The sequence below is a fragment of the Acidimangrovimonas sediminis genome (assembly GCF_002871005.1).
Classification (GTDB): Bacteria; Pseudomonadota; Alphaproteobacteria; order Rhodobacterales; family Rhodobacteraceae; genus Acidimangrovimonas; species Acidimangrovimonas sediminis.
In genome coordinates, this window is the sequence record NZ_PHSN01000010.1 from 184876 (window position 1) to 197958 (window position 13083).

General features: G+C 69.5%; 9 protein-coding genes. 2 read left to right on the top strand and 7 right to left on the bottom strand.

The features are described from left to right. Positions 1 to 90: 90 nt before the first annotated feature. Positions 91 to 1521: an MFS transporter gene (locus tag CVV76_RS10865; RefSeq protein ID WP_199178566.1), complete on the top strand. Its 1431-nt coding sequence runs from the start codon at positions 91 to 93 to the stop codon at positions 1519 to 1521. Here CVV76_RS10865 and CVV76_RS10870 read toward each other — a convergent pair. Then, positions 1481 to 2314, bottom strand: coding sequence for a DUF2189 domain-containing protein (locus tag CVV76_RS10870; RefSeq protein ID WP_102224659.1), 834 nt, complete (start codon positions 2312 to 2314; stop codon positions 1481 to 1483). The genes CVV76_RS10865 and CVV76_RS10870 overlap by 41 nt on opposite strands. Before the next feature lie 199 nt (positions 2315 to 2513). Then, a complete protein-coding gene (locus CVV76_RS10875; protein WP_199178567.1) occupies positions 2514 to 3107 on the bottom strand; it encodes a TetR/AcrR family transcriptional regulator in 594 nt (197 codons plus the stop codon). Positions 3108 to 3205: 98 nt separating this feature from the next. Here CVV76_RS10875 and CVV76_RS10880 point away from each other — a divergent pair, with 98 nt between their 5' ends. Then, positions 3206 to 3598, top strand: a complete 393-nt coding sequence (locus CVV76_RS10880; protein WP_102224661.1) for a nuclear transport factor 2 family protein — start codon at positions 3206 to 3208, stop codon at positions 3596 to 3598. Positions 3599 to 3652: 54 nt separating this feature from the next. Here CVV76_RS10880 and prfB read toward each other — a convergent pair whose 3' ends face one another. The 5 genes from prfB to CVV76_RS10905 all read right to left on the bottom strand — a co-directional run bounded on the left by prfB (position 3653) and on the right by CVV76_RS10905 (position 12966). Beyond that, complete coding sequence (gene prfB, locus CVV76_RS10885) at positions 3653 to 4777, bottom strand: peptide chain release factor 2 (protein WP_102224662.1); 1125 nt, start codon at positions 4775 to 4777, stop codon at positions 3653 to 3655. A 228-nt stretch (positions 4778 to 5005) separates the two neighbouring features. Then, the gene (locus CVV76_RS10890) at positions 5006 to 7567 is read right to left on the bottom strand and encodes a penicillin-binding protein 1A (RefSeq protein WP_102224663.1); all 2562 of its coding nucleotides are present in this window, start codon (positions 7565 to 7567) and stop codon (positions 5006 to 5008) included. Between the two features lie 359 nt (positions 7568 to 7926). Then, entirely contained in the window at positions 7927 to 9285 is a 1359-nt protein-coding gene (locus CVV76_RS10895) for an N-acetylmuramoyl-L-alanine amidase (protein WP_233192809.1), read from the bottom strand. Positions 9286 to 9482: 197 nt separating this feature from the next. Beyond that, on the bottom strand, positions 9483 to 11603 hold the full coding sequence (locus CVV76_RS10900; protein ID WP_102224664.1) for an FUSC family protein: 2121 nt from the start codon (positions 11601 to 11603) through the stop codon (positions 9483 to 9485). Positions 11604 to 11790: 187 nt separating this feature from the next. Continuing rightward, entirely contained in the window at positions 11791 to 12966 is a 1176-nt protein-coding gene (locus CVV76_RS10905; RefSeq protein WP_102224665.1) for a pyridoxal phosphate-dependent aminotransferase, read from the bottom strand. Positions 12967 to 13083: the final 117 nt, after the last annotated feature.

Consider the following 13083-nt stretch of genomic DNA (forward strand, 5'->3'; position numbering starts at 1 on the left):
GTGCCGCCGGGCCCCATGAAAGGGCTGGAACACACCGCGCACCGCGCTAGATACTGCACGGGTAAAGGAAAAGACGGGATACGGGCGCAAATGCGCGACACTCAGGACAAGGCGGCCCCGACGGCCGGGGATCGCACGACCACGAGCCGCGCAGACCAGATCGTGCACGAAGACGGCCTGCCAAGCCCCCGGCGCCAGTTCGCCTGGCTCGCCATCATGCTGGGCCTCACGCTGGCCGTGCTGGACGGCACCATCGCCAACGTCGCCCTGCCCACCATCGCCGAGCAGTTCAACGCCCAGCCCTCGATCTCGATCTGGATCGTAAACGGCTACCAGCTGGCCATCGTGATGACGCTGATGCCGCTGGCATCGCTGGGCGAGATCTACGGCTACCGGCGGATCTATCTGGGCGGCATCACGCTGTTCACCATCGCCTCGGTCGGCTGCGTCATGGCGGATTCGCTGACCACCCTGACCATCGCGCGGGTGCTGCAGGGCCTGGGCGCCGCGGGGCTGATGAGCGTGAACACCGCCGTGCTGCGCTACACCGTGCCCAAGGCGAAGTTCGGCACCGCGCTGGGGTACAACGCGCTGATCGTCGCGGTCGCGGCCACCGCGGGCCCGGCCTTCGCCGGCGCCATGCTGTCGCATCTGAGCTGGCCCTGGCTCTTTGCCATCAATATCCCGCTCGGCCTGCTGACCATTGCCGTGGGGCTGCGCAGCCTGCCCCATTCCGACCGCGCCCGCCATCCGTTCGACTGGCAGAGCGCGGTACTCAGCGCGCTGTCGCTGGGGCTTGCGATCAGCATCGTCGACCTGTCAGGGCATGACCTGGCGTGGTACGAGATCGTGCCGTTGGCGGCCCTCTGCGCCCTTGGGTTCTGGCTGCTGGTGCGCCGCAACAAGCGGTCGAGCCATCCGCTCCTGCCGCTCGACCTGCTCAGCATCCCGATCTTCTCGCTGTCGCTGGCGGCCTCCGTCTCGGCCTTCACGACGCAGCTGGTGGCCTTCGTGGCCCTGCCCTTCGTGTTCCAGACCGATATGGGCTTTGCCCCCGCGATGGTGGGCGCGCTGATGATGCCCTGGCCGTTGGCCACCGGGATCGTGGCGCCGATCGCCGGCCGGCTGTCGGACAACCGCTCTCCCGCCATGATCGGCGGCGCGGGCATGGCCATGCTGGCCGCGGGCATGATCGCGCTCGCGCTGCTGCCCGCGCACCCCTCGATCTGGGACATCGCCTGGCGGATGGCGCTTGCCGGGGCCGGGTTCGGCCTGTTCCAGGCGCCAAACAACCGCACCATCGTCGGCACAGCGCCGCGCCACCGTTCGGGCGCGGCGAGCGGCATGCTGGGTACCGCCCGGCTGACCGGGCAGTCGACCGGGGCGGCGCTGGTCGCGCTGATGCTCGGATGGTTCGGGATCGCGGGCGCCAACCATGCGCTCTACCTCGGCGCAGGGGCCGCGGCGCTGGCGGGCCTTCTCAGCCTCTCACGTCGCTCACTGTGGCGCGCGCCGTCCTGATCGGGCGCGCGTCGGGTTCCAGCGCCCGGCGGTAGAGGTGCCAGCTGGCATGGCCCAGCACCGGCAACACCACGAAGAGCCCGAGGAACCCCGGGATCATCCCCAGAAAGAGCAGCCCGGCGCAAAGCGCGCCCCAGGATAACAGCGTGCCCGGATTGGCCACCACGCAGGACAGGCTGGTCACCATCGCGGTGACGAAATCCACCTCGCGGTCCAGCAGCAGCGGCAGGCTGATCACGCTGAGCGAGAAGAGCACGGCCGCGAAGACCGCGCCGACTGCCAGTTCTACCGCGATCATGGTCAGGCCGTTCGGGGTCAGGAACACCTCCCACGACGAGGAGACGTTGACCATCGCCGAAACCCCCAAGAACAAAGCAAAAATCATGTGGGCGAGGAAGTTCCAGAACAGGAAGCAGAACACCAGCACCGCCGCCATCGACGGGATCTGACGATCCTTCTGCCGGAAGACCGTGGCAAGGATCTCGGGCATCTCGGCCGTACGTCCCCGCTCGCGCTGGCGGCTGACTTCGTAGAGGCCGACCGCGGCGAAGGGGCCCAGGATGGGAAAGCCCGCGGCCGCCGGTACGGCAAGCCAGAGCTGCCCCAGCTGCGCCAGAACCCAGATCAGGGCAAGGCCCCCGACGACGAAAACCGCCGAGACGCCCAGCCCGCAGCGCGGCGCCGCGAGAAAATCCTTGAACCCCATGCGAAGTGCCCAGGTCAGGTCGTGAACGCCGATCAGCCGGACCACGGGCACGTCCGACGCGGGCGCGAAGGCCAGTCGTTCGGTCATGCACTCCTCCCTTTCACATCAGGGTAAATCACGGCGCGGCATTCGGCAAGCGGGGGCATGCGTCGGGGCAACCCTCCGGCGGGCGGCGCAGGATGAGGGGGGGCGTATTTGGGGAACAATGAAAGGGGGGCATGGGCTTGGTTCCGGGGCGCGCGCGCCCGGTGGGCGGGGCGGCATGGGGCCCCGCCCCGGCCGTGCGTCAGGCTTCGCCGCGCGCGGTACGGATCGTGCCGCGCACGCGGTCGGCCTGCAGGCGGCGCAGATCGGGGAGCGACAGGCCATCGGCCAGGAGCGCCTCGATCAGGTCGATATGCACTGCGACCAGAAGCGTGTGCGCCGTGTAGATCGCGCCCTGCCCGGCCATCGCCGGCGCCGCGGCCTGCAGGGTGTCGCGGACGACCCCGTGCATCCAGCGGTAATGCGCGCTTTGCAGCACGCCGCCGCCCGCCTCGCGCGCGCGGATCAGTTGCCGGTTCTCGAGCTTGAAGCTCAGCAGCGCATCGAGGAAGGCCACGAGGCGCGCAACTGCCGCCTCCTGCGCGTCATCGGGCGCGCCCTCCGTGGCGGGAGGCGGGCCGAGCGGCGGCGCCCCCTCCTCCACCGCGAAGCGCAGATCCTCGAGCCGGGCCGCCCATAGCGCGTCCAGAAGGCCCTCGCGGCTGCCGAAGGCGCGAAACAGCGTGCCCTTGCCCACCCCCGCCTCTGCGGCGACGGCCTCCATCGTCACCGCGCCGGGGTTGTCTGCCGCGGCGAACAGGCGCCCCGCGGCCTCCAGCACGCGCGCAGGCGGCACGGCGGGCCTGCCGCGCCGGGAAACGTGATTTGCGGACTCATGGTCCGAAATGTATCTGCCATTATGGACCATGAGTCCGAAACCCTCAGGAGACCCCGATGACCTATTCGACCAAGCTTCCCGACTGGCTGCAAGACGCAATGGAGGCGCTCGGGCGCGGAGATATCGACGGCTGGATGCAGATCTACGCCCCCGACGCCGTGCACGAATTCCCCTTCGCGCCCGAGGGCATGCCGACACGGGTGGAGGGGAAGGCGGCGATCGCGGCCTACATGGGGAAGCTGCCCGGCCTCATCCGCTTCGGCGAGATGCGCGACATCCGGGTACGCACCGCGGGCGACGAGGTGATCGGCGAAGCGACGGGCCATCACTGGCGCCTGCCCGACGAGACACCGGTCGAGATCGGCTATGTCTGGTTCATCACGGTGACGGACGGCAAGGTCACGCACTTCCGCGACTACATGAACCTGACACAGATGGTGCAGGGCTGAGCGCGCCGCCGGCCCTGGGCGTCGCCGGTCCGCCCCCTTCGCGTCGGGGTGCCCTCAGCCCTCGGACCGAGCCTCGGCGCGGCTCTTGCCCGAGACGTCCATCGCCAGCGTCGCCGCCATGAACGGATCGAGCGCGCCATCCAGAACCCCCTGCGTGTCCGAGGTCTCGTGGTTCGTGCGCAAGTCCTTGACCATCTGGTAGGGCTGGAGGACGTAGCTGCGGATCTGGTTGCCCCAGCCCGCGCTCCCCTTGTTCTCGTGCGCCTCGTTGATCGCGGCGTTCCGCTTGTCGAGCTCCATCTGGTAGAGCCGCGATTTCAGCGCGTTCATCGCGATCTCGCGGTTCTGGTGCTGCGACTTCATCGAGGAGGTCACGACGATGCCGGTGGGCATGTGGGTGATCCGCACGGCCGAGTCGGTGGTGTTGACGTGCTGGCCGCCGGCGCCCGAAGAGCGGTAGGTGTCGATCCGGATGTCGGAGGGGTTCACCTCGATCTCGATGTTCTCGTCGACAACGGGGTAAACCCAGACGGAGGCGAAGGAGGTTTCGCGCGTGCCCTTGCCGAAGGGCGAGATGCGCACGAGGCGGTGCACACCCGATTCCGATTTCAGCCAGCCATAGGCGTTGTGGCCGGAAATCTTGTAGGCGCAGGACTTGATGCCGGCTTCGGCGCCCGCTTCCTCGGATTGAAGCTCCACCTTGTAGCCGCGCTTTTCCGCCCAGCGGACATACATCCGCTGCAGCATCTGCGCCCAGTCGCAGGCCTCGGTGCCGCCGGCGCCGGCGTTGATCTCGAGGAAGGTGTCGTTCGAATCCGCCTCGCCGTCCAGGAGCGCCTCGAGCTCCTTCTCGGCGGCCTTGGCCTTGAGCGCGCGCAGCGCGTCCTCGGCCTCCTTGACGACCTCCTGGTCGTCCTCTGCCTCGCCCAACTCGATCAGGTCTACATTGTCGTTGAGCTCGCGGCGGATCTCGTCATGGGTGGCCAGCGCATCCATCAGCGCCTGACGCTCGCGCATCAGCTTCTGCGCGCGGGCGGGATCGTTCCACAGATCGCCATCCTCGATCAGCGCGTTGAATTCCTCGAGCCGGTGCGGCGCCGTCTCGATGTCGAGGCGGCGGCCCAGCAGGTCCAGCGTCTTCTCGACCTCGGTGACGATGGATTGGATTTCGGCGCGCATCGGCAGGCCCTTCCCGGCTTTCGGTGGTGTCTCGGGCGCCGCGGGCATGGGGCCCCGGCGCGAGGCCCGGTGATAACGCCAAGACGCGGGCGCGGCAAGGTGGGGCAGCCTCTTCCGCGCCGCCGGCGCCGCATCGGCCGAGGTGCAGCGCAGCGCACGAGGAGGCCACGCGCCGCCAGCCGCACCAGGAAGCCGCGTGCGCCTGGCGCACCAGCAGGTCACGCGCCGCTAGTACAGCCCGCCCGAGTTGACGGTGCCGAAGTTCGCCTTGCCCGGCAGCACCTTCTGCTGACCCGACGAGGTGGTCACGGTGGTCGACCCGCTCTCACCCTGGGTGTCGTTCTCGCCCTGCGCGAAGAGCGGCAGGTTCGCGCCCATGGCAAAGCCGCCGTCGACCACGCCCATGCCCATGCCCGCTTGGGCGCCGTCGCGGAAGTAGATCGGCACCACGTCGGAGCCCGAGGCGCCCGGGCCCGCCGGCTGGCCGGTGTAGCGGTTGACGTTCATCCAGTGGCCGCCCGGAGGCACCGGAAACTGGGTGCCGCCGTATTTCTTCACCGCGGTCTGCATGAAGGCGTTGAACACTGGCGCGCACATCGACCCGCCATAGGCGCCGCGGCCCAGCGACCGGGGCTGGTCATAGCCCATGTAGCAGCCAGCCACGATGTTGGTGGTGAAGCCGATGAACCAGACGTCCTTGGAATCGTTCGTGGTGCCGGTCTTCCCCGCCACCGGCACCGGCAGATTGACCCGGCCGGCCGCAGTGCCCGAGGTCACGACGCCCTTCATCATGTTGATCAGCTCATAATCCGCGATCGGGTCGAGCACCCGCTGCCGGTTCGATTCGATCGTCGGCGACTGCCCCGGCGGCAGGTTCGGGTCGGTACAATCGGTACAGATCCGCTGGTCATGCCGGTAGACGGTATTGCCGAAGCGGTCCTGCACCCGGTCCACCAGCGACGGCGTCACCCGCTCGCCGCCGTTGGCGATCATCGAATAGGCGCCGATCAGCTTGAACAGCGTCGTCACCTGGCTGCCGAGGGCGTTGGCCAGGAAGTGGTGCATCGGATCGTAGACCCCGAAGCGCTCGGCGTAATTGGCAACCGTGTCCATGCCGATCTGCTCGGCGATCCGGATCGTCATCAGGTTGCGCGAGTGGATCAGGCCGGTGCGCATCGGCGTCGGCCCGTAATACTTGTTCTCGGCGTTCTTCGGGCGCCACAGGCCCTGCGGCGTGTTCACCTCGATCGGCGCGTCGATCACGATCGTTGCCGGGGTGAAACCGCTGTCGAGCGCGGCGCCGTAGATGATCGGCTTGAACGAGGATCCCGGCTGGCGGTTGGCCTGGGTCGCGCGGTTGAAGCTCGAATGCTGGTACGAGAACCCGCCCTGCATCGCCAGCACCCGGCCGGTCTTGGGGTCCATCGCCATGAAGGCCCCTTCGATCCGCGGCACCTGGCGCAGCGACCATTGCTGGAACTCGCCCTTCGAATCGTCGATGCGCTTGACCAGCACCACCTCGCCCGGCTTCAGCAGGTCGCCCACGTTGCGTGCGCGCACCAGCTTGCCGTCGCGCTGCAGAAGCCGCGTCCAGGTCAGGTTCTTGTCGGTCAGCTCATGCCCCTCGGGAGCGTTCGTCGGCACGCCCTCGATGCCCAGGTCGGCGCGCGACTTGTCGACCGACAGCACCACCGCCGGGTACCAGCCCGGCACGTCGCGCGACACGTCGGTCGAAGCCAGCGCGGCGCGCCACTTGGTCTCGGATTTCAGGTCGGCCTCGGGGATCGTCTTGTGCGTGCCGCGGTAGATGCCGGTGCCGCGGTCGTACTTCTCCAAGCCCTCGCGCAGCGCCTTCGCCGCCGCCGCCTGCATCTCGGGATCGACCGTGGCGCGGATCGTCAGGCCGCCACCGAAGAATTCCTGCCTGCCGAAGGTATCCGACAACTCGCGCCGGATCTCGTCGGTGAAGTAGTTGCGCGGCGGCAGGTTCTCGCGGAAGGCCGGGATGTCGCCGCCCTGGACCGTCTGCAGCGGCGATGCCTCGGAATCGTCCGCCGTCTTCTTGGACAGGTAGCCGTTGAGGTACATCTGCCCAAGCACGTAGTTGCGCCGCGCCACCGCGGCGTCGTGGTCGCGCACCGGGTTGAGGTTCGACGGCTCCTTCGGCAGGCCCGCAAGATAGGCGGCCTCGGCCGGGGTCAGCTGGCTCAGCGTCTTGTTGAAATAGGTCTGGGCCGCGGCGGCGACGCCGTAGGAATTGGCGCCGAGGTAGATCTCGTTGAGGTAGAGCTCAAGGATGTGCTGCTTCGAGAACGCCTGGCTCATGCGGTAGGAGAGGATCAGCTCCTTCACCTTCCGCTCGATCGTCTTGTTGCCCGACAGCAGGAAGTTCTTGGCCACCTGCTGGGTGATGGTCGAGCCACCGCGCACGCGCTTGCCGCGCGATTCCACGATATCGACCATGGCGCCGACGATGCCTTTCACGTCGTAACCCGGGTCGGTGTAGAAGCTCTTGTTCTCGGCCGAGATGAAGGCGTCGCGGACCAGCGGCGGAATGTCCCGGATCGGGGTGTAGATCCGCCGCTCATGGGCGAATTCGTCGATGATCTGGCCTTCGCCGTTGTAGATCCGGCTGATCGTCGGCGGGGTGTACTGCGCCAGCAGGTCATAGCTGGGCAGATCGCGGGAATACATCCAGAACATCCCGCCCGCGGTGATGGCGCCGAATATCAGCGCCATGAACACGAACGAGTAGATACCGCCGAAAAAGGAAAGGATTGCCCGGATCAAGGATCGCCCCACGTAAATGCGCCCCCCATATAGGCCCTCGGTCCCCCGGGGTCAAAAGGAGAGCGCCGCCCCCAGCGGCGTTTTGCGCCGCTCCGGCGGAACCGAACGTCACATGCGCGTCAGGGTTCCGTCAGCGGCCCCTCGGCGGAGGAAGATTTCACGCTCCCCTCCGCCCTGGAGAAGCACGGGCCCGCCGCCGCGCCGCTCAGCGCGACACCAGCACGGCCGCGGGCACCGATACCCCGTTCCGCCGCCGGTCGACACTTTATCGTGTCACACCCGTCCAGCGCCCGCACCGGAGAGGACGCCCCCATGTGTGTGCGGGGGGCAGCCCCGGAACTGGCCGCACCCTGCCCGCCTCACTGGCGGAGCAGCGCGGCCTGGGCCGCGTCGGTCTTCACCCAGGCCCGGATCCCCGCGACGATCGCGGCAACCATCCGGTCCTGCCACGCCGGATCCACCAGCTGCTTGCGATCGGTGGCCGAGGACAGGAACCCCAGTTCCAGCAGCGCCGAGGGGATGTCGGGCGATTTCAGCACCGAGAAATCGGCCTCCTGGTGCGGGCGAACGTGCATCCTGAGGTCCTCGCCCTTGATCGCCGTGACCAGCGCCGCCGCCAGGGCCTCGGAGCGGGGCATCGTCTCGTCGCGCGCAAGGTCCATCAGCACGCCGGCGACGATGTCGTCCGTCCCGCTCAGGTCGACGCCCGACAGCAGGTCGTCACGGTCGTGACGCGCCGCCAGCTTGGCCGAGGCCTCGTCGGTCGCCTTCTTGGCCAGCGTGTAGATGGTGGCGCCGCTGGCGACCCCCTCGGCGATGGAATCGGCATGCAGCGCAAGGAACAGGTCGGCGCCGGCCTCGCGCGCGACCGACACCCGGGTCTCCAGCGGCACGAAGACGTCCGAGTCGCGCGTCATCACCACGTCGAACCCGCCCGCCCGCAACAGCGCCTCTCGCAGCTTGCGGGCCACGGCCAGAACGATGTCGGCCTCATGCAGCTTGCCATGCACCGCGCCCGGGTCGATGCCCCCATGGCCCGGGTCGATCACCACCATCACCTTGCGGTCACCGGTCTGGCGGCGCTTGGCATAGCCCACGTCGGCCGGGCGCGGCAGGGTCCAGCCCGGGGGATCGGGCACCGCCGCAGCGCCGGCAAACGCGGCCGCGCTTTCGGGGCGCAGCACCAGCCGCACCTCGGCCCGCCCGCCCTCGGGATCGGTGCGCATCTCGGCGGTCTTCACCCCGTAGGGACCGTCGAGTTCCAGGACGAGGCGCGACCAGCCAGGACGCAGCGGCCCGGCCCGCAGATCGCGCACGTGGGACGAGGTCGACAGCGCCGCGTTCTCGATGTCGCCGAAATCCACCTCGCGGAAGTCGAGGACGAGGCGCGCCGGGTCGTCGAGCACCCGCACCCGCCACGGCACCGGCTGGCTGATCGCGAGGTCGAGCGCGATGCCGTCGCCCGCGTCGCGGATCGCGGAGCCCCGCGGCTCGAACCGCGCCAGCGCCGTCAGCCCCTTGGCCCCCGTCGCCGGGGCGGCAGGCTGTGTGGGGACGGGCTGTGTTGGGGCGGGCGGAGGCGCCGGGCTTTGCGTGGGCGCGGTCTGGGCCATGGCCAACGGCGCCGCCCAGAACGACATCAGAAACGACGTCAGCAGCCAGGCCAGGAGGGCCAGCCGCGAAAGGACCGATCTGGAAAGGAGAAAATACCTGCTCATGTCCACTCGCATCCGGGAAACCGGTCCGGCCCTCGTTCATCGGGGCCGTTATCGGCACCCTACCCCGGAACATGCCGCCGGGGAACCGGTGCCAGGCGCGCATCGGACGGAATTCGGCACCCGGAGCCGGGGGCGCCCGCAGGCAGGACAGGACCCACGAAGCGAAGGTCGCACCGGAGGCGCGAAACAGTCACCGCTCATCCTCCCAGCCGGTCGACCTGCGCCGCCAGCCGTTGCGCGGAATGCTCGATATGCAGCAGCCGCCGGCGCAGCGCGGTCAGCGCAGAGGGGTCGTGCAGCTCGAACCAGCCGCGCCGGCGCAGCGTCTCGGTCGGCGGCCGCGGCCCGGCGGAGGACAGGCTTCTGACCACCCCCTCGCGGACCTCCTCGAGCAGCGGAGTGGCGGCAGCGGGATCCAGCTCCTCGCCCCGCGCCTGGATCATCGCGTGGACCGAGGCGAGGTCGGAGGCCAGCAGGTAATCCGCGGCCAGCAGCTCGTTCAGCGCGACGAAGCGGCGGTTTTCACGGTCCGGTTCACTCGACAGCCGCCGCACCGTGGTGGCCAGTGCGGTGAACCGGTCTAGCGCGGCCTTCCGGGCAAGGCGATAGGTCTGGTCCTCAGGGGCAAGCCGCAGCGCCTGGTCGGCAAAGGTGCGGTCGGCCTCGGCCAGTTGGGTGACGAGGCGGGGAATGTCGTTGCGCTCCCAGCTGGGCAGCACCCGGGCGAAGGTCATGGACAAACCCGCCCCGATCAGCGTGTCGAGCAGGCGCTCGGCCACGAAATAGGTCTGCGGCTCGAGGTATTGCAGAAGCATCAGCGCCAGAAGCGACGCCGCGAAGGAGGCGACGCGATAATTCGTCGTGGCAAAGGCGTTGACGATGCCGAGACCCAGGATCACCACCCCGACCGTCGCCCAGTGCGGCAGGACAGGGATCAGCACCGCCGCCGCGGCACAGCCCAGCAGGGTGCCGACCAGCCGGTCATTGCGGCGCTGGCGGGTAACGGCGTAGCTTGCGCGCATGATCAGTGCGACGGTCAGCAGGATCCATCCCCCGTGCACGTAGCCCGGCAGCGCCACCGTGATGGCGTAGCCCGTCATCATCGCCAGCGTCAGCCGGATCGCGTAGCGCCCTGAAGGCGAGCGCGGCGCGAGGTGGCCGCGAAGCGTCTCGCGCCACGAGAACGGCGGCTGCACGAAGGCGGCCAGCGCCACGTCCGGCAGGTCGGGTGTCTGCCCGGGAGGCAGGCGCAGCGCCTCGGCCAGCCGCTCGGCCCGGCGCAGCGCACGGGCCATCTTGGTTCGCGTGGGGGCCAGCGTCGCGGCGCCCTCGGCCTGCCCGTCCTCCTTCATCCGCGCCAGCGCCGCGTCCAGCGCCGCCATCAGATCGGGATGCCGGAGTGCGGCGCCCTCGGGTTCGTCCGCGGCCGGGGCGGCGATCGACAGCCCCAGCTCCTCCACGTCGTCGGCCAGCGCCCGGCTCAGCGCCGAAAGCTGCGACAACGCCCGGGTATCCGGCGCCTCGCGCAGCGTTTCCCAGTCGCTGTCCGACGACAGCACCGCCTCGTAAAGGTCGAGCGCGGCAAGCATGGCGTGGATCCAGCGCCGGCGATGCGCGGTCGGGCGCCCGGTGAAGATCAGGTCGCGCGCGGTCTGCAGCCGCTCCATCAGGGCGCCGTGGCGTTCGATCACACCGGCCAGCGCCTTCTGCCGTTTGACCCCCGGATCGTAGAGATCGGCGCGCGCCCGAAGGTACCCAGCCAGTGCAAGCAGCACCTCGTTCAGCGCCATGGCGCGCACCCGGTCGCCGAGGATCAGGCCGGTCGCCAGCGCCAGCGCCGCGTAGGTCAGCCCGCCCGACAGGAACAGGCCGCAACGCTCGAACGCGGTGGCGGGATCCGGGGCGGGGATCGCCATGGTGATGATCATCGCCAGGATCCCCGAGACCCCCAGCGTGATCATCTGCCGCCCGAAGGCCAGCGCCAGCGCGAAGTAGAGGCTGACGCCCAGAACGACCGCCCCGAGCGCCGCCGCGTTGCCCGACGACAGGCCCACCAGAAGCATGATCGTACCGCCCGCGGCGATACCGGCCACGAGCACGCGGATCCGGCTGGCCAGCGCGATCGGCTGATCGGCGACCGACAGGCAGAGCGCGCCGATCGCGGCATAGACTGCCAGGGCCTCGCCCAGGACCAGCCAGGCCGCGAACACCACCAGCGCCATCCGCGCCGACACCAGCGCGCCGTTCTCCAAATGATGGCGAAAGATCAGCCGGGCCGTCCTGCGGGGCAGAGTGCGGATCTCGGAAGGTGCGGACATCGGTGACGGGCCTCGCTGTGGGGCTCTCAAGTTGCACTGCCCGTGCTGCGGATCAAGCCCCCGCACGTCCGCTTGCCTTTCCCGAGGCCTGCCCCCTGCCCTTCCCGGCGACGCCTGCGGAGGACCGGCGGCAGCCCCTGCGTCAGCCGGCCCTGCCTCGGAACGACCTGCCTCGGAACGACCTGCCTCAGCCCGCCCCGCCCGGGGACCGCGCCGCCATGTAGGCGGCGAGCCGGCGCAGGCCTTCCTCGATATCCGCGGTCGCCCGGGCGTAGGAGAACCGCAGGGTCCGCGCGCCCCGGCCCGGGTCGAAATCGAGGCCGGGCGTCACCGCCACGCCGGTCTCGCGCAGGATCTCGCCCGCGAAGGCAAGCGAATCCGAGGTGAATTCCGACACGTCCGCATAGACGTAGAAGGCCCCGTCCGGCGGCGCGATCCGGGTAAAGCCCGCCTTCGGCAGCCCCTCCAGCATCAGCTGGCGGTTCTTCGCATAGACGGCGAGGTTGGCCTCCAGCTCGTCCACCGCGTCAAGCGCCCCCAGCGCCGCGACCTGGCTGGCATGCGGCGGGCAGATGAACATGTTCTGCGCCAGCCGCTCCACCGCGCGGACATGATCCTCGGGGACCACCATCCAGCCAATCCGCCATCCGGTCATGCTGAAATACTTCGAGAAGGAGTTGATGACGCAGACGTCGTCCGACACCTCCAGCGCCGATACCGCCCGGGCGCCGTACTGGATGCCGTGGTAGATCTCGTCCGACACGAAGGAGATGCCGCGCCCGGCGCAATGCCCGATCAGCGCCTCGAGCGCCGGCCGGTCGAGCATGGTGCCCGAGGGATTGCCCGGCGAGGCCACGATCATGCCGTCCAGCGCGCCGCCCGCCGCCTCGGCCGCCGCGATGTCGGCGGGGACCGGCTGATAGCGGTTCTGCTCCGAGGCCGGGATGCCCACGGGCGTCAGCGACAGCGCCTTGAGGATCTGCCGGTACGAGGGGTAGCCCGGCTCGCCCAGGCCGACCCGCGCCCCGGCGTCGAAAAGCTGCGTGAAAGCCAGCAGAAACGCCGAGGACGAGCCCGAGGTGACGACGACGCGGCCGGGGTCAAGCTCGATCCCGTACCAGCGGCGGTAGAGCGCGGCGATGCCCCGGCGCAGCTCGGGCAGGCCGAGGGCGACGGTATACCCCAGCGCGCCCTCCTCCATCGCCCGGGCCAGCCGCGCGCGGGCGGCGGCGGGGGCCGGCGTGCCGGGCTGGCCCACCTCCATGTGGACGATGTCGCGCCCCGCCTCTTCGGCCGCGCGGGCCTGCTCCATCACGTCCATCACGATGAACGGGTCCACCGCGCCCCGCGTCGACATCTTCATCCGCATTCTCCTGCTTTGGCCCCTTCTCGCGGCGCGGACGGCGAAGGTCAACCATGGGCCCGCGCACCATGTGCCTCCATCCGGCCCCGCCCCCGCGGTAAACCATGCGTCGACCCC

Coding starts and splice junctions, on each gene's coding strand:
- CVV76_RS10900 (WP_102224664.1), bottom strand. CDS start 11,603: ATGTCCGCACCTTCCGAGATCCGCACTCTGCCCCGCAGGACGGCCCGG.
- CVV76_RS10880 (WP_102224661.1), top strand. CDS start 3,206: ATGACCTATTCGACCAAGCTTCCCGACTGGCTGCAAGACGCAATGGAG.
- CVV76_RS10905 (WP_102224665.1), bottom strand. CDS start 12,966: ATGAAGATGTCGACGCGGGGCGCGGTGGACCCGTTCATCGTGATGGAC.
- CVV76_RS10870 (WP_102224659.1), bottom strand. CDS start 2,314: ATGACCGAACGACTGGCCTTCGCGCCCGCGTCGGACGTGCCCGTGGTC.
- CVV76_RS10895 (WP_233192809.1), bottom strand. CDS start 9,285: ATGAGCAGGTATTTTCTCCTTTCCAGATCGGTCCTTTCGCGGCTGGCC.
- CVV76_RS10865 (WP_199178566.1), top strand. CDS start 91: ATGCGCGACACTCAGGACAAGGCGGCCCCGACGGCCGGGGATCGCACG.
- prfB (WP_102224662.1), bottom strand. CDS start 4,777: ATGCGCGCCGAAATCCAATCCATCGTCACCGAGGTCGAGAAGACGCTG.